The 17,502-nt window shown below is 58.9% G+C and carries 15 protein-coding genes; 11 read left to right on the top strand and 4 right to left on the bottom strand.

Features of this window, described 5'->3' with window-relative positions; genetic code table 11:
• Positions 1 to 37: 37 nt before the first annotated feature.
• The 6 genes from RIN56_09845 to RIN56_09870 all read left to right on the top strand — a co-directional run bounded on the left by RIN56_09845 (position 38) and on the right by RIN56_09870 (position 4,803).
• Positions 38 to 745, top strand: coding sequence for a glutamine amidotransferase (locus RIN56_09845; GenBank protein ID MDR7867115.1), 708 nt, complete (start codon positions 38 to 40; stop codon positions 743 to 745).
• Positions 746 to 852: 107 nt separating this feature from the next.
• Positions 853 to 1,497, top strand: coding sequence for a tetratricopeptide repeat protein (locus tag RIN56_09850; protein MDR7867116.1), 645 nt, complete (start codon positions 853 to 855; stop codon positions 1,495 to 1,497).
• 125 nt (positions 1,498 to 1,622) lie between these two features.
• The gene (locus tag RIN56_09855) at positions 1,623 to 2,153 is read left to right on the top strand and encodes a hypothetical protein (GenBank protein MDR7867117.1); all 531 of its coding nucleotides are present in this window, start codon (positions 1,623 to 1,625) and stop codon (positions 2,151 to 2,153) included.
• Between the two features lie 393 nt (positions 2,154 to 2,546).
• Complete coding sequence (locus tag RIN56_09860; protein ID MDR7867118.1) at positions 2,547 to 3,668, top strand: HD domain-containing protein; 1,122 nt, start codon at positions 2,547 to 2,549, stop codon at positions 3,666 to 3,668.
• 89 nt (positions 3,669 to 3,757) lie between these two features.
• Entirely contained in the window at positions 3,758 to 4,129 is a 372-nt protein-coding gene (locus tag RIN56_09865) for a CidA/LrgA family protein (GenBank protein ID MDR7867119.1), read from the top strand.
• Positions 4,117 to 4,803: an LrgB family protein gene (locus RIN56_09870; GenBank protein MDR7867120.1), complete on the top strand. Its 687-nt coding sequence runs from the start codon at positions 4,117 to 4,119 to the stop codon at positions 4,801 to 4,803. The genes RIN56_09865 and RIN56_09870 overlap by 13 nt, the downstream gene beginning before the upstream one ends.
• Positions 4,804 to 5,168: 365 nt before the next feature.
• On the opposite strand, the gene RIN56_09875 is transcribed toward RIN56_09870, so the two are convergent.
• The gene (locus tag RIN56_09875; protein ID MDR7867121.1) at positions 5,169 to 5,729 is read right to left on the bottom strand and encodes an N-acetylmuramoyl-L-alanine amidase; all 561 of its coding nucleotides are present in this window, start codon (positions 5,727 to 5,729) and stop codon (positions 5,169 to 5,171) included.
• 2,180 nt (positions 5,730 to 7,909) lie between these two features.
• On the opposite strand from RIN56_09875, the gene RIN56_09880 reads away from it, so the two are divergent.
• Positions 7,910 to 8,089, top strand: coding sequence for a hypothetical protein (locus tag RIN56_09880; GenBank protein MDR7867122.1), 180 nt, complete (start codon positions 7,910 to 7,912; stop codon positions 8,087 to 8,089).
• A gap of 33 nt (positions 8,090 to 8,122) precedes the next feature.
• Here the strand turns inward: RIN56_09880 and RIN56_09885 are convergent, their stop codons facing one another.
• Entirely contained in the window at positions 8,123 to 10,795 is a 2,673-nt protein-coding gene (locus RIN56_09885) for a molybdopterin-dependent oxidoreductase (protein ID MDR7867123.1), read from the bottom strand.
• Between the two features lie 38 nt (positions 10,796 to 10,833).
• Between RIN56_09885 and RIN56_09890 the strand changes: the two genes are divergently transcribed.
• Complete coding sequence (locus RIN56_09890; protein MDR7867124.1) at positions 10,834 to 12,165, top strand: polysaccharide deacetylase family protein; 1,332 nt, start codon at positions 10,834 to 10,836, stop codon at positions 12,163 to 12,165.
• A 120-nt stretch (positions 12,166 to 12,285) separates the two neighbouring features.
• Positions 12,286 to 13,581, top strand: coding sequence for a nickel-dependent lactate racemase (gene larA / locus RIN56_09895; protein ID MDR7867125.1), 1,296 nt, complete (start codon positions 12,286 to 12,288; stop codon positions 13,579 to 13,581).
• 52 nt (positions 13,582 to 13,633) lie between these two features.
• On the opposite strand, the gene RIN56_09900 is transcribed toward larA, so the two are convergent.
• Entirely contained in the window at positions 13,634 to 13,870 is a 237-nt protein-coding gene (locus RIN56_09900; protein ID MDR7867126.1) for a hypothetical protein, read from the bottom strand.
• A gap of 80 nt (positions 13,871 to 13,950) precedes the next feature.
• Complete coding sequence (locus tag RIN56_09905) at positions 13,951 to 14,937, bottom strand: metallophosphoesterase (protein ID MDR7867127.1); 987 nt, start codon at positions 14,935 to 14,937, stop codon at positions 13,951 to 13,953.
• A 327-nt stretch (positions 14,938 to 15,264) separates the two neighbouring features.
• Here RIN56_09905 and RIN56_09910 point away from each other — a divergent pair, with 327 nt between their 5' ends.
• Positions 15,265 to 16,239, top strand: a complete 975-nt coding sequence (locus RIN56_09910) for a M48 family metalloprotease (protein ID MDR7867128.1) — start codon at positions 15,265 to 15,267, stop codon at positions 16,237 to 16,239.
• A gap of 225 nt (positions 16,240 to 16,464) precedes the next feature.
• Positions 16,465 to 17,379 (top strand): 2-dehydropantoate 2-reductase, encoded by a 915-nt coding sequence (locus RIN56_09915; GenBank protein MDR7867129.1) that lies wholly within the window; start codon positions 16,465 to 16,467, stop codon positions 17,377 to 17,379.
• The last annotated feature ends 123 nt before the right edge of the window (positions 17,380 to 17,502 follow it).

The raw sequence follows: 17,502 nt of genomic DNA on the forward strand, positions 1-17,502 counted from the left end.
ACCCTTTGGGTTATTTTTTTGAAACACGGGTGCCGCAATGAAAAAACTGCTTATCATAAAAACCGGAACGACCTTCCCGTCGATCCGGCAAAAACACGGCGATTTCGAAGACTATATCATCGGGCAGCTCGGCATCCCGGCGGGCGACGTTGTCGTCGCCCCCGTCTTTATCGCCCAAACCATGCCGGCGCTCAAGGACGTTTCCGCCGTCATCGTAACCGGCTCGCACGCCATGGTCACCGACCGGGAGAACTGGAGCAGGCGTCTCGCCTACTGGCTCAGGCACGTGTGCGGCGCCTCCGTGCCCGTTCTCGGCCTCTGCTACGGCCACCAGATCATCGCCGACGCCTGGGGCGGAACCGTCGGCTACCACCCCCGCGGCCGGGAAGTGGGCGCCGTCGAAATCCAGCTCACCGACGCAGGCGAACGCGACCCGTTGCTGAGCTGCCTGCCGGCAAAATTCCCCGGCCACGTCTTCCACGCCCAGACCGTTCTAAAGCTGCCTCCCGCTGCCAGCCTGCTGGCCGCCAACGCCTTCGAACCCCATCATGCCTTCGTAATCCACGACAACATCTGGGGCGTCCAGTTCCATCCCGAATTCAACGCGGCAGTGATGCTCGCCTATATCGAGGAAGAAAGCCCGGCGCTGCTCCGGGAAGGCTTCGATATCGATAAACTGAAAAATTCGCTGGCAGATAACTCTTACGGGCAGCGCCTCCTGCGCCGGTTTATCAGCCTCGCCTAAAACAAGTTCCGGCCGTGCCGGCCCTTTTTTTGCCCGGCGGCATTTGAAAACCGGCCGGCAAGTGATAAAATTGTTATGAAATTTATCGGCTGGGCGGAGGAAAACACATGAACGCCATCACAGCAAAAATCATCGTCATCGCCGCGGCGGCCCTGCTCGCCGGCCTTGCCGGCTGCGCCCCGCAAGCCGCGCCCGTCGCGCCGCCGCCCACAAAACCCGCCGCCCATAAACCCGCCGCCCCCGCCGTCGACCAGGCCCAGGCGGCCGCAGCCGAAAACCTCTTCGCCAGCGGCCGCAAACACTACGAGCAATACGACTACCGGGCAGCGGTCGCCGACTACGACCGGGCCATCGCCGCCGACCCCGCCAACCACAAAATCTACACCGCCAAAGGCATCGCCCTCTGCTTCGAAGGCGACTACCAGGGCGGCGTGGCCCTCATCCACAAAACCCTCGACATGCGTCCCGACTATGTCCCCGCCTTCTACGACATGGCCATGGCCTACAAACTCCAGGACGACCTCGACAACTCGCTCCTCTGGTTCGAAAAAACCCTCCAGGGCGACCCCGCCAGCACCTGGAGCTACTACGGCATCGCCACCATCCACGCCGACCGCGGCAACACCCAGGAATCGCTCAAATACCTCAAAAAAGCCGTCGCCCTCGACCAAAGCGTCAAAGAAGTCGCCCGCCGGCAGGACCACTTCGCCCGCATGCGCACCCTCCCGGAATTCCAGGCCGTCGTCCGCTAGCCACGGCCCCGCGTCCGGCTATCTGCCACGGAAAAAACCGGGTAAAATCAAACCCTATTCAAATACAGGCAAGCGACAATAAAAGAAAAGACCTGGCAACGCTTCTGCGAAAGGAAGTTTTCCCCATGAACCAGATCGGCAATATCCAGGCGGGCGGCAGTACGACCGCTTCCCCGTATGCCAATCCGGCCCAGACGGTCAAGCCCCAGGACGAAAAACAAACAAAATCCCAGCAGTTGAGCGCAGCCTCCGGGGCCGCGCCGGCCGCCGCTCAGACCGTTTCGCCCCCCGGCGCCGACTATTCCCCGGCCTACACCGTCGAAATCAGCGAAGAAGGCGCCCAGCTAAGTTCACAACCTGCCCCGTCGTCCAACGCGGCTCCGGCCAACGCAGCTCCGACCGGCGCCCCGCCGGCAGGCCCGGCCCCCTCCGGCGCGGCAGCCGGCGCCACCCGGGCAAGCGAAACCGACGCCGACGACGACACCGGCACCACCAGCCTCGCCAGCTACAGCGACTCCCAACTGCAGCAGATGCTCACCAGCGGTGCAATCACCCAGAGCGAATACAGCGCCGAAATCGCCAGGCGCGAAGCGGCGAAACAGGCCGCCGCCAGCGACCCCGCCCAGGAAAACACCCTCCTCGCCAACATCAAATAGCTCGCGACACTCCGGCGCCCTGACGTCTCTACGACGGCAGGGCGCCTCAGACTGGTGATAAAGGCCCATCTGCGGCGTTGCTCCTCAGAGCGCTTGCTTGCGTACGTCCCAAAGTACGCGGCGCGGCGCGCTCGCACCCTTTCGGGTATAAGCGATCACATCAACGCTAAAGCGTTGTGTGTCTGCTTATCCGGTGCGCCTTGCATCTGGACCTTTCTCACCAGTCTGACTTTTTCTACCGTCTGCGGAGGACGCCGCAGACGGTAACCGGATGCCTTATAAGCACCGATAGACAGATTGAAAATATGATGTTAGAATAATACAATATTCGGCAAGTTTACCGAAAAGCACGAATGCAAAAAAGTACCCATAGGCCTGGATGGGAAGAAAAAGATGAAGAAAATAACGGCGCTACTATCTTTTGCAGTAATCGCGTTTACCATCCTCAGCACGATAAACGATCAATTGACGGAATACCGGGGAATTGATTACTTCATTGCGCTCAATGGCGTAAGCATCCTGCTCCTTATCTTCATTGCCTATGCTTTCTTTTCGGGGCATCGGAACGCCGCGCAGCATTCCCGCCCTGAAAACCGGGCGCTGTTCATGCATATGCCCGGCGCCGTAATGACGCTCGAAAAAGACTTCACCATCATTGACGTCAACGAATTAATGAGGAAAGTCACCGGCTTTCACCCCGGCGCCATAAAAGGGAAAAAGTGCTATGACGTATTGGGCAACGGCGACATATGTTGCGACTGCCTCGTGCAGAAAGCGCTCATATCCGGCAGACCGGAATGCGGCGCCCGGCTTAAATACGATAAAAACGGCCAACCAATATACGGCAAGCAAACAGTTATCCCGATCAAAGACCAAGCCGGAAATATCGAATATGTCTATGAAATAGTAACAGATATAACCCAAGAAGTATCTTTGGAGAGGGAAAATCTCGACATCCTCATGGACATCGTAACCTCGATGGCCCATCTCATCGAAAGCCGCGACCCGTCCACAAGAACCCATTGCATCAACGTACAAAGCGTAGCCGTATCCATTGGGGAAATCATGGGCTTAAGCGACAAGGAACGCAAAGAACTCAGCATCGCCGCCATCCTCCACGACATCGGGAAAATAGGGATCCCCGAAGCCATTCTCAACAAACCGCAGCGCCTGACAGAGGACGAATTTGCGATAATAAAGCGCCACCCGCAGATCGGCTACGACGCAATCAAGCATATCAAGCGGCTGCAAAACGTCAGCCAGGCCATTCAGGACCATCACGAACACTGCAACGGACAAGGATATCCCAACGGCAAAAAGAAAGACGACATACCTATGATTGCCAGGATTCTCGCCGTTGCCGACGTTTTTGAGGCCCTTACCTCCGACAGGGTATATCGGAGAGCAATGAGCTTAGAACAAGCGATAGACATAATACAGGCAGGAAAAGAGCAACAATTCGATCCCATAGTAGTCGACGCATTACTGGCGCTGGTAGAGCAGCGAAACAAATAATGGCCCGTTGCTTTAGCGAGGCCCTGCAATCGGGGGTTGCAGGGCTTCCTTGTGCATTATGGCGGCATGGACCATAAGGAGGAACAGGGATGAAAAAAGCGCTGAAGTTTGTCGCCCAGCTTATTTTACTATGTGCGGTATCCTGGCTTGGCAACCAGATCGCCTTGCTGAGCGGCTTGCCCATTCCCGGCAACGTGTTTGGCATGATCTTATTGTTTTGCCTGCTTTGCCTCGGCGTGATAAAACTGCACTATATTCAGCAGGCGGCCGACTTCTTGCTCAAGCACATGTTGTTCTTCTTTGTGCCGATTGCCGTTGGGCTGATGAACTGGGGACAACTATTTTACGATCACGCGCTGGTATTGGCGGCGGCGGTCATAATCGGCGCCGTTGTTCCTTTCTGGCTTGTCGGCTTTCTTGCCCAGTATTCCGCCAAGGAGGAAAACCGGTGCAGCAATTGATTACCGTATTTGGCATCGCCCTTACGCTGGCCTGCTATGTTTTCTTCAGGCAGCTTTATTTGCAGTACCGCAATCCGCTGATCAACGTCGTAGTTCTCAGCATGACGGTTATCATCGCCGTCCTGCTGCTGTGCGGGCTGACATTCGAGGACTATAAACAAGGCGAGGCCATCATGACATATCTGCTTGGCCCGGCCACGGTGGCCCTCGCCGTTCCGCTCTATAAAAACCGGCATTTGGTCAGGCAATATATGTGGGCCATTCTGGCGGGCGTGGGGCTCGGCTCGATCGCGTCGATGGCGACCGCCTTACTTATCGCCAGGCTTGGCGGCCTGCCCAAAGAGGTGATTATCTCGTTAGTCCCCAAGTCCGCGACCATACCCTTTGCCGCCCCGATTGCCCAGCTGCTGGGGGGCGATCCCGCCCTGGCGACGGCTTTCGTCGTTGCCACCGGAACCTTCGGTGCGCTGCTCGGCCTGCCGATCTTGACCTGGCTCAAGATCAAAAACCCGGTGGCCCGCGGGCTGGCGATGGGCACGGTAGCCCACGGCCAGGGCACGGCCATGGCGCTGACCGAAGGGGAACAGCAAGGGGCAATGGCCGGCATGGCGATGGGCCTGGCCGGTGTATTCACCTCACTCATCGCGCCGATTTTGATCCCCATATTAATATAAGAAGCGCTCTTTGCGAGGCACATATAGCCGGCTCAACTTGCCGCTATCTTAGCGAAGACTACGCAAACCGACATCTAGCTTCCCCGCCTTTGCGGGGGGCGCAGCCTTTTGCTCCGATGCTCCGGCCGAACGCGCCGTAAGCAGGCACACGCCGCTTTAGCGGCGATGTGATCGCTTATGCCGGCAAGGCGAAAGGCTCGCGCCGACACAGCCGTACCGTCGCCAACAGTCGTCCGTGACTGATGGCTCCTCGCCCGGCCGTCCATGGCCGGGCGTACGTTCGTGTACCCGCAAGGGGCAGGCCGCAGTTCTAGGCGCTAAAGCGCCAAGAACTTGCGCACTTCAGACTGTGCGTCAAAACAATATTATTGGCAAAGGAAGTAGTTGACAATGCCGTTTAAAATGCCCTCCGCTATCAAGCTTTGATAGCAGTCATCCATAAGACATATTGCTTCAGCAAGATTGGACAGATAACCCATTTCGATCAATGCCGCGGGCATGTCATTATGAACAAGCACATAAAAATTGGCCGGGCTGACACCATTGTCAACCGCGCAGGTTTCATTCACCAGAGCAGTTTGGATAGTGCAGGCGAGGCCGGAAGAACGCCCTTCCGGGAAGTAACTGGCAACACCAGTGAGATTGATATTGGGTACATCGTCAACGTGTAGGCTTACGAAGATATCCCCGGCGGACTTCTTCGCAATGTCCACTCTGGCCTGGAGATCGGCTTCAAGAGTCGAGCCGACCGGCGCCGCGCTTACGTCACGCGTTCGCGTCATAACAACCTTAGCGCCTAACTGCGTCAGTTTTTTGCGTAGCTTAAGAGCGACCGCAAGGTTAATATCAGATTCCCGGAACCCGTAGTGTACGCCTCCCGAAAAAGTACCTCCATGACCAGGGTCGAGGACAACGACTTTATTCAATAATGGCTGTGACACTTTCCCGCAGCCACAGTCGCGACCGCTGACATATTGTTGATGCCAGACATCACAGTGCCACATTCTCATTCCCCCAACATGCTTCTTGCTTTATATTATGTTAAGAGGCATAAGAAGGTTCCGGCAGCTGAGTCACCAAAGATCCGAAAGAGCGGAAGAAAGCCCGGCATTAGGCCGGGCTCTGTAGGACTCGCTCAAAGGTACAAAAGCAATCCTAAATAGGATGGATTTGCAAGGCTATAAATCGCCTCCACCATGCAAATCCCCTCATAATACAAAATCATGTCAAGCCTCGTTTTCCGCCACAAAGCGGACTGCAGGGCTTGTTTTTTGTGATTATCCACTGAATCATTTTGCAGCCGAAATAACCAGCTCTATAAATGCCAATTCAGTTCCATTAGTAGAATTAGCAAGAGGGGTGGCGGAGATATCTCATGGTATCTCATCCACCATTGATATATCTACAAATTTACTGACTACGGAATATAAGCTGAACTAAAATATGCCGAGGACTTAATTCACGATAAAAAGCCTTCAGAAGCACTATAGTTTTTAAACAAATTATCGATTACAAAGAGCCTACCGGCCCTTGCCAAGCACAAAGAGGCTGCCAAGCACATCTTGGCAGCCTTTTTTGTATTCCACCCCCGCGAGGCATACAGACCATCGCTAACGCCGCTTTCACCCAAGAAGGGAGGGTCACCCCCAAAAACACAAAATTCCGGTCTTGCCCACCCCCGCCAACCCACTCCCCGCATCCCAACCCCCCACCCCCGCATCCCACCCGCCCAACCCTTACCCTCGCAGTCTCCCCACTCTCAAATATGAACTCTCCCTAACCACACTCTACCAAGCCACTCGCGGAAAATCATTACTTGCCGCTGTAAATTATCGATTATAAAGAGCCTACCGGCCCTTGCCACGCACAAAAAGGCTGCCAAGAACACCTTGGCAGCCTCGTCATATTCCCGACCCTCCACGCGAGGCATACAGACGCTAATGCCGCTTTCACCCAAGAAGGGAGGGCCACCCCCAAAAACACAAAATTCCGGTCTTGCCACCCCCGCCAACCCACTCCAAGCATCCCAACCCCAAACCCCAAAACACCAAAACCCCAAAACCCCGCCTCCCAGAACCCCGCCCCCCCAAAAAAACCTACCGTCGCAGTCTCCACATCCTCAAAAAATTACTCTCCTATCACCATACCCTGCAACACCACCCACGGAAACTCATTACTTGCCGCTGTAAATTATCGATTACAAAGAGCCTACCGGCCCTTGCAACGCCCCCAAAACGCTGCCAAGAACACCTTGGCAGCCTCGTCATATTCCCGGCCACCCCCGCGAGGCATACAGACCATCGCTAACGCCGCTTTCACCCAAGAAGGGGAGGAGGGTCACCCCCAAAAACACAAAATTCTGGTCTTGCCCACCCCCACCAACCCATTAACGCCACCTCACCGCCCTCTACAAGCATTCCTGCCTACCCATCGCCCATCCCGGCCCCTTTCACATCGCCCACCCATCGCCGTTCCCTTCGCCTATCCCATCAATTCTCTACCTCATTCCCTCCCCCAAAGAGAATTATTCTCCCTATCACTACCCTGCAACACCACCCGCGGAAACTCATTACTTGCCGCTGTAAATTATCGATTACAAAGAACCTACCGGCCCTTGCAACGCCCCCAAAAGGCTGCCAAGAACACCTCGGCAGCCTCGTTGTATTCCCGGCCATCCCCGCGAGGTATACGGCCATCGCGGTCAGCGCCTCACCCGCAAGACTAAACAATAAGCCTGCCGGCCGAGGAAGGGGAGGGAAGCGGCAAGAAGCAAAGGGCGGGTCTGATGCTTCCTTATCTAGCAGCCACCAATATTTCACAACGCCGGCTTGATTCTTTCCAGCGATGCCTCTGCATTGTCCCCCCGCTGTAGCTGATGCCTATTTCCCGGTTCCGCTTTGTTTCATCCCTCCGTCACTCTCCCCAATCTCAAAGTGAACTCTCTCTACCCATACCCTGCCACACCACCCGCGGAAAATGATTACTTGTTGATTATGCCATCTCGCTACTTATTAAAAACAATAATTATTGTTAAATAAAATAATTATTGACAAATTGGCGTGAAAATGGTAAAAATAAGACAAAGACACAAATGGAGATGATTACCGTGAAATCCGTGAAACCGACCTTTTCACGGCAGCCGGATGAACAGGCCAAATTCAACTATCTCATCCACCTGCTCGTGAGGGTGAAAGGCAAAACCGGCCTTCCGTCAGGCAAAATCGTCAGCGCCCTCCTGACAAGGGGCAAGGACGAGGTCAACTGGAACAGGGCCAAACATAGCTAACCCCGGTCGCAGACCGGGGTTTTACATTTCTTATCACCTGCGGATGTCCACCAGGCAGCTTTTCGCCGCCGGTGTGCCGGCGGTGGGATCGGCCGCCGCGCTGGTGATGGCGTTGACGCCCAGAGCGGTCGCCGCCCGCCCCAGCGGCATGGCCACCGTATGGATAACCCGCCCACCCGCCGTCAGCGGCCGCAGCGTTTCGCTCACCCGCACCCTGGCCCGCACCTCGCCGCGGGCCGACGCCACCGTTACCTCCTCGCCGCCGGTCAGCGCCAGCTCGTCCGCCAGCGCGGCCGAGACCTCCACCATCACCGCCGTTCCCGCCCCGGCCGGAGCGGCGTATGTCGTAAGCACATACGGGAAAGCGCCGTTTCCGCTCGCCTCCGGCGCCCGCAGCAGAGGATTGGCGCTCACCGCCGGATGAAGGGGGTTGATCAGCGGGCTCTCCGCCGGCTCGTAGTGCTCGGGCAACGGACCATCGGCGCAGACCGCCGCCACCTTCGCCGGCGCGGCGCCGTCCTCCTGCCGGCTGGCATAAGGGGCGGCGAACAGGCGGGCCACCCCCTCGGGCGTGGCGAACGCTCCGCCCTCGTACAGTATCCGCCGGCCGTCCGGCCAGGCATAGCTTCGCCCCGCCGCGACAGCTCCGGCCGCCCCGGCATATAGCCGGCAGCCGCGGTCGATCTCCTGCAGGACCTTACGTGCGTCCGCCGGCTGCCCGTAGTCCCACTTCGCCGCCAGCAGGGGCGCGTCCTTGGGAGCCGGGTCCGCCGCGTACAGGCGGCGCACCGCCCGGAACAGACGGTCGATTATCGCCAGGTCGGGCCTGGACAGCCCCGCGGGGCGGAGGATTCGCCGCTGCCACTGGATAAGGCGGCCGCCGCTCGTCACCGAACCGGCTTTCTCGTAAAAGTGGGCCGCCGGCAGCAGCACGACCTCGGTCTTGATCTCCGCAGGATTCACACCGGGCAGCCGCCAAAACTCGGCCGTCTCGGAAGGAAAGAGATCGACAACCGCCAGCGTGTCGAGCGCCGCCAGAGCCCGCGCCGCCAGACGGTTGTCGGGCGTGCTGATCATCGGGTTGATGCCCACCGCCAGCGCCGCCTTGAATTGTCCGGCCGCCATCGCCGCAAGCATCGGCAGGTATGTGGCCGGCTTGTTTGCCCCCTGGCGCGGCAGCCAGCCGTAGCCTTGCTCCGGCGCTGCTTCGAACCACGCCGCCAGCAGGGCCGCGAGGCCGTCGGCCGCCTCTTGGCCGTGCCTGCCCGCGTAGTCCCCCAGCGTCGTGTCCTCCCGGGACGGTACCGGCAGATAGCCAGGCAGGCTGGTGGCGAGGCTGCCGAGGTCGGTCGACCCCTGCACATTGGCCTCACCCCTGAGCGCGTTCACCCCGCCGCCCGCCAGCCCCACCGAGCCCAGGAGCAGCGACAGGATGGCGTAGCAGCGGATAGTCTGCACAGCGGTCGTATGCTGGGTAATCCCCAAAGCGTAAAGAATGGCCAACGGCCGCCGCCCGGCCACCGCTGCCGCCATCTCGGCAATCGTCGCCGCCGGCACGCCCGTTATCGCCGCCGACGTCGCCGCGTCGTAGCGGCGGAAATGTTCGCGCAGGTGGCTGAAAACCGTTCCCGGCGCATCGATATCCGCCGCTGCGGCCGGCCGGCCCCCTTCGTCCGCGGCATACGCCCAGCGGCCGGAGTCATAGCTGCGGGTCGCGGCGTCATAGCCTGCGAACAGCCCGTCGGCGAAGCTGTAGCCGGGATTAACCAGTAAGCGGGCGTTCGTGAATCTGGTTACATAATCACGGTCGAACAGCCCTTTCTCCAGGACAATATTGATGACCGCCCCCAGCAGGGCGATATCGCTGCCGGGACGGAGTTGGGCGAAAACGTCAGCCTGGGCGGCGGTGGGAGTGCGGCGGGGGTCGACGACCACCACCTTCGCCCCGGCCGCCCGCGCGGCCAGCACCTGCCGCATCGCCACCGGATGATTATCAGCCACGTTGGCCCCGGCGATCAGCACCGTACCGGCCGCGGCCAGGTCGGTCCACGAATTTGTTGTCGCCCCGTAACCGAAAGTCGATGACAGACCTGCCACCGTGGGGGCGTGTCAGACGCGGGCCTGATGCTCGATATACGTCGAACCCAGCAAGCGCGTGAATTTAGCTAGCAGATAGCTCTCCTCGTTGGTCACCGCGGCCGAGCCGAACACCGCGATGCCGTCCGTGCGGGCATCGGCGGGCGCCCAGCCAGCGTCGCGCGCCGCCTTGAGCCTCGCCGCCAGCAGGTCGGTGGCCTGCCGCCAGCCGATCTCCCGCCACCCGTCGGTCCCCGCCGGCCGCCACAGCGGCCGGGTGACGCGGCCCGGACGGCCGCGGAAAGAGCCCACTCCCGCCTTCGGGCACAGGGCGCCCTGGCTGACGGGGTGGGAGGGGTCTCCCTGGACGGCGACGATTTCGCCCTTCGCCACGTTGAAAAGGGCGCCGCACCCTCCGGAGCAAAAACGGCAGATGCCGGGAATTGTTCTCATAATCGCGCAGTACTCCTTGTTAAGGAAGATGCCAGGGCAAATGCCAGGGCGAATGTCAGAAAAAATGTACGAGAATGCTAGTGGTTCTGCCAGGGCTTTTCCATACCTATCATTGTAGTAAATTTGCCCGCCGGTGGCAACCTCCGCCGGCGGTTCTACCGGGCGGACAGGCGTCATACACTGTCAGTGAACAATACTGACAGGAGGATGATGCTTTGAAGATAGCGATTATCATCGCAATTGTTTTCGCCGTACTGGCCGGCCCGCAGTCAGCTGCGGGCGCTTTGCCGGCCGTCGTCGATAAGGCGCCGGCGGCGCAGGCGGTGGCCCTGACGCTGGAGGACCTGGACGGGGCGGCCGAGTTCGCGGCCGTGCTCAAGCTGTGCCGGGAAGAAAAGATAAAAGTCACCTTTTTCGTCAAGGGCGAAGCCCTGGCCGGCCTGGCGGTAAAGCAGGCGGTCGCTGCCGGCCACGAATTCGGCAACCACGGGCTGCGCCACGAATACTGGGCTGAGGCCGGCGTCCCGGCCATCGTCGCTGACCTGGCGGCCGGGGCCAAGGCGGTGCAGGCGGCAGCGGGCGCGTTGCCGCGCGTCGTGAGGCCGCCCTACGACTACTATGGCGACAACTTCCGCGAGGCCGCGGCGAAGCTGACGCCGCCCGTTGTCCTGGTCCGGGGGTTGGATACGGGCGACTGGCTGGTGGATTCGCCGGAGGCGGTGGTCGAACAGCTAAAGGGTGCGGTCGCCGGCGGGGCGATCGTCAATATCAATATGAAGGTCAAGGCGGCGGCGGCCGCTCTGCCGGCGATCGTCCGCGAACTGAAAGCGCGGGGCTTCGAGCTGGTGACGGCGAGCGAGCTTTTGCGAAAAATTCCTCCGGCCGCAGTGGCTCCGCCGTCCGTTACGCCGGCCGCCCCGCCGCGGACGGGCGGGCCCTTGGCCGTGCTGCGGCGGAGCGAGGCCGGGCGGCCTTATGTGGCGCTTACTTTCGACGACGGCGGCCCGGCCTGGCGGGTGAACGGGATTCTCGATGTCCTTAAGGAAGCCGGGGTGCGCAGCACCTTCTTCCTGCTGGGGGAGTGGGTAAGGGCAAACCCCGACGAGGTTCGGCGCATGGCGGCCGAGGGGCACGAGATCGCCAACCATTCTTATTCTCACCCCCGCTTCAGCTGGCTGGACTCGGCCGCGATGCGGGAGGAAATCCTGGCGGCCCGCGAGGCGCTGCGTGAGGTGACCGGCCGGGAAGGGGCGCGGTTCTTCCGCCCGCCTTACGGGGTGTATAACGGCACGCTGACCGGTCTTCTGAACGAGCTGGGCTATCGGGCGCTGGTGATGTGGGACGTGGACAGCCGCGACTGGTCCGGGCTGGACGCGGCGACGATCTCCCGGCAGGTTGCCGGCGACGCCGCGGCCGGATCGGTCGTCCTTTTTCACCTGCATGGGGCGCATACGGCCGAGGCTCTGCGGGAGGTTATTGCCGCCTTGCGGGCCAGGGGCTACGGGCTGACGACCATAGGCGACCTTTTCGGCGACGGCGGCGGATAGCGGCGGGATAAAAAAATATAATATTACAGGGAATACTTTTTTGCCCTGGGGCGGGCAGGAAATAGTTACCTGGAGGGCTAATAGTATAGGATAAATTGCTACGTGAGGTGGATATTTATCATGGAAAAGATTTTCGAGTTCGGATTCGGTGATCAGAAGCTCAAGCTTGCCCTGCCTGAAGAGCAGATAATACAGATCATCGAAGGGAAAGCTTATCCGCCGGTTACCGATGTGGCGGCAGCCGTCAAGGAGGCGCTCGCCAATCCCATCGGCACCCCGCCCCTGAAAGAAATCGTCAAACCGGGGGAGAAGGTCGGCATCGTCGTCAGCGACATCACCCGGGCCTGGGTCAAGTTCAATCACTTTATACCGGTACTGCTTGACGAGCTGAACGCCTGCGGCATCCCCGACAGCGACATGTTCATCGTCATCGGCCTTGGCGCCCACCGCGCCCACACCGCCGACGAGGACGTGCTGGTATGCGGTCAGGATGTCTGCCACCGGGTGCCCATTTATCAGCACGACTGCCACAACAAGGACGAGCTCACGTATGTCGGCAAAACCAAGCGCGGCGTCGAGACATACATCAACAAGCGCCTGGCCGAGGCGGACAGGATGATCATCACCGGCGGCATCGTTTATCACTTCATGGCCGGCTACGGCGGCGGCCGCAAGTCGATCATGCCGGCGATCAGCGGCTTCCGCACCATCCAGGGCAACCATCTGTTCTGCATGAACAAAGAGGTCGGCAAGGGCCTGAATCCGCTGTGTGCGTCGGGCTCGCTGGAGCCGAACGACATGCACCACGATATGTGCGACATGGCCGAGCTGGCCAAGCCCGATTTCCTGCTGAACGCCGTTTTCACGCCGGAGGGCAAGTTCGCGAAATTCTTCGCCGGACACTGGTACAAGGCGTGGGAGGCCGGCACCAACCTGGTGGAGGAGATTTACGGCGTGCCGATCAAGGCGCAGGCCGATCTGGTTATCGCCTCCTCGGGCGGTTTCCCGAAGGATATCAACCTCTACCAGGGCTCGAAGACGATCGATAACGCCTTTATGGCCTGCAAGCCGGGCGGGGCGATCATCTGCATCATGGAGTGCCGCGATATCTACGAGCCGCGGGAATTCAGCGACTGGTTCAAGCACAAGGTTATGCTGGACTTCGAGATGGCTATCCGCAACCATTTCACCATCCCCGGCTTCGTCGCTTACAAGTGCGCCGACATCGCCCAAAAGCAGCCGCTGATCGTCGTCACCAAGCCCGAAAATGTCGACTTCGTCAACGGCACAGGCATGATCGCCGTCACCAGCCTGGACGAAGCGTACCGCATCGCCAAGGAGAAGCTCGGCAAGAAGGATTTCACCATCACCGTCATGCCGGGAGCGGCGAATACGGTCCCTGTGCTGCAAAAGTAAAAAAACACGGAAAAAGCCCCCCGGCGACGGGGGGCTTGCTATTTTGCGGAGGCTAGGAGAGGCTGGTGTTTACGAAGGGGCCGCCTTCGCCGGGGTCGTCGTCTGCATCCGGATACTGGATAAAATGGGTATACACGTCGTCGGATTCCGTGCTGCGCACCTTCCACAGTTCACCGTCGAAACTCACGCTGACGAGCGTGACAAGCAGCACCGGCAGGACGGAAACCTTGCCGTTGTCGAGCCTGCCCAGATAGATCACGTCGCCCGCGCTGTACCCCTTTCTGGCCATAAGCGACCTCCGTTCGGACGAGTGTATTTAATTATAATTATAGTTTACCACGCAGTTTTACATATTACCACTATTATTGTTTACCTGTACGGCGGCGGGAGGGGGACGGTGCGCTCAAGTTCTTCTACCCAGATCCCTTTCCTGTGGTTGAAGGTTCTGACGGTTACTTTGTCGGCGTAGAGGAAGAGCGAGTTTGTCCAGATGCCCTCGCGGTCCAGGTCGGTGTTGTGGATGTTGGTCACCCGCCCGGCGAACTGGTTGACCGCGGCGGCGAACGAGGGGTTGTCGGCCGGGGTGTGGGTGTGCCCGGAGACCCACAGGAGGATTTGCGGGTTGGCGGCGATTATGCCGGCGAGGGGCTGCTCGGGCTGAGCGACAAAATTGGGGGTGTTGACGGATTTGTTATATTGCGCCAGCGTCCCCGCCAGAGGGGCGTGGCAGAAGATGATCGTCGGCGCGGCGGGGTCTTTTTTCAGCTCCCCGTCCAGCCACTTGAGCTGGCGGTCGGAGAGCTGCGCGAGGCAGGGGGAGTCGAGCGCGTCCACGGACAGGAATATAAGCAGATATCCGCCGACTTTTTGGGTGTAATATAATTCCGGCAGGCCGAACGTTTCTTTGAAGCGCCGCAGCTTGTCGGCGCGGGCTGCGGCGTCCCCGCGGACGCTGCGGCCGTTCCGGTCCGGCTCGTCGAGGTAGAGATAGTCGTGATTGCCGGTGATTAATACGCGCGGCGCGCGGAGCTTGGCGAAATAGGCGGCGGCGTAGGCGTATTCGTCCGCAGTGCCGCGGCTGGCGGCGATATCGCCCAGGACGACGATCTCGCCGACGTCTTGCCAGGCGTTGATGTCTTCGATCAGTTTGTTTTTGGCGGCGACGATTTTATTCTGCCTGCCAGGGTCGGCCGCATGGGCTGCCCGGAAGGGCAGGTGAGGGTCGGCCAGCAGCACAATGCGGTAATAGCCGGGCGGCGGCTCCGGGGCGGCAAGCGCAGGGCCGGCGAGGAGGCACAGGCAGAGGAATAACAGCGCGGCGACGACATGCGGTTTGCGGGGCTTGAACGACGGCATGGCGGGTCTTCCTTTCCGCAGGTTCGGTTTAAGGCTGGGTATTCCGCGTTTTTGCCGGTGAATCCTGCTGTGGCGCATGGTTTTTGCAGAATTTGAGACGGTGAAAATTATAACTAGGCAGGTTTGTATTAGAGGTGTTATGAAAGAATTATCGAAAAATGGATAAATATATAAGTCGTTCTATGGATGGCTGGCAAACAACTGACGAATCGTGCAAAAGGGGGCGTTAAAATTAAGAAGTATGTAGTTTCAACTTTAATTAGTCTGGTAATGTTTTTTAGCTTCGCTCCTGGGCTTGTACAGGCCGCTTCGGCAGCGGAAAACCTTTTGTATGCCGCTGCGGCTTACGCGTACATTAACGGCCAACTGCAAAACATCAACGACAACCACCAACAACAACAGCTCGCCATCGACCAACGGAAGACGGGCGTAGACTCCGACCCGGACTTGAATGAAAGGCTCGGCCGCCTTTATTCCCAGCTTAGGGCCAACGGGCAGATCAAGAGCAACTATGCCCTTTACATAAGCCCTGGCAAAGAACTTAACGCCTTCTGCGACATCGGCAGGGTAATCTGCATGTACCGGGGGAATTTTGACCTGCTCACGGATGATGAGGTTGCCTTTACTCTTGCCCATGAGCTGCGTCACGGTGAGGCGAAGCATAATATCGCCGGCGTCCAGAAGCTCCTGGGGCTGGGTGTGGTAGTGAATCTGTTCCTCCAGAAAAACGACAACTTGACCTCCGAGATTCTCGCGGGGGTGGCCGCCAACTACATAAACAATGAATTTTTCACGATGGGGCAGGAATGGGAAGCGGACGAGTATGCCTTCAACTACGCTGTGGCGGCCGGGTTCAACCCCGGGGCGGGAGCCGCCAACATGGCCAGAATACGTAAGGAACATGGCGAGATATGGGTGGAAGGCCTCGCCCGGCTCATCAATCCGAACAATCATCCCAAAACATCCGACAGGGTCGCTGCTTTTTCGAAGAGTATGACCGGTTACTCGGGCGGCAAGGTCGCGGTAGTCGAGGGGAAAACCGGCGCCGCCATCCTCGTGAAGGGGAAGTTGTTCATGGTGCCAAAGGCGAATTATGGCCAGGCGCAGGACGAGCGGGCGTACCTGATCGCCGGCAAAATGGCAAGGGCGTTTCATGATAAGCCGTTTACGCTGACTGGCGGTACTGTCAGTGACGAGGGGGAAGTCCTTTTAGGCGATATCGCCGTGGTTACCCCCGGCGAAGGGGAAGATCCTGCCGAGGTTTTGACGGAAAGGCTTCACGGGATACTGGCGGTGAATTAGGGGGGGCTAAACAAAGGCAGGAGATAAACGGGCACCGATAAATCTGGCAGGCCAAAGCCGGCCCCGCAAAAATAAGCAAATCCCCGAAGCGTTTCGGGGATTTGCTTATTTTTGCGGCCAGGGGCGGTTCGGGCGGCTGGAGGCGGGGACTGAAGCAAGTTAATAATTACACAAAAAGGAATCGCAATCTAATATATTTAATTAATAATGCAAAGGGGGTGCAACATGAAAATCGTCATTGTCGGCGCCGGTGCCATGGGATGCCTATACGGGAGTTATCTGTCCCGGGGCTGGGAAAATGTCTGTCTCCTCGATTCTTGGCAGGATCATGTGGTCAAGATCAATACCGCCGGTCTCTCCCTTATTGCCGCGGGCGAGGAGTTTAAGTCCAATCCGCGGGCCGTAACCAACGCCAGCGAAGTTCCCCCGGCTGACCTAATTATCATATGCGTCAAGTCTCATCAGACCACCGAAGCCGCCATCCAGGCCGAACTGTTCGTTAAGCCAGACACCACTATCCTTACTCTGCAAAATGGGCTTGGCAACACCGAGATTCTCGCCGACCACTTCGGTGCCGAAAGGATACTGGTGGGCACAACCCTTATGGGCGCCGCCGTTCTGGAACCCGGCCTTGTTTTTCGCAGTGGCGTAAGAGAAACCCATATCGCTTCCTGGACGAACACCAGTGACCCGCGAGTAGCCGCGATCGCCAAAATATTCTCCAAATGCGGCCTGCCGGTGGTCGTCGAAAAAAACTGTGCCTCGCTTTTATGGAGTAAGCTTTCCATTCATGCCGGCCTTAACGCAATTACCGCCCTAACCCGCACGTCCAACAAACTTTTTTTGCAGCGGCCCGAAGCTATACGCCTGTCCAGGCTTGTCGTCGCTGAAGTCGCCGCTGTGGCCACCGCCGCAGATATACCTCTCCTCTACCCCAACTGCGCCCAGGCGATGCTGGCGTACGCCGAAGCGATGAAAGACTATCAGTCTCCTATGCTTCAGGACGTGTTGCACCGGCGGAAAACCGAAATCGATGCCATTAACGGCGCAGTCGTAGCCGAGGGAAAACGCCAGGGTGTTCCCACTCCGGTCAACGAAGCCCTAACCCTGGCGATGAAAACTGTCGAAGCGATATACTAGCTAAGTCCGCAGCAGCAGCGTGGGGCGCACCCGAACCGCCAACATAGCCGCCCATAAAAGTCACCCCCGCAGCAGTTCGCTCGGGGGTTTTTGCTTCGCCGGGAGGTTGTTTTGAGGACAAGT

The organism is Sporomusaceae bacterium (assembly GCA_031460455.1).
Taxonomy (GTDB): Bacteria; Bacillota; Negativicutes; order Sporomusales; family UBA7701; genus Anaeroselena.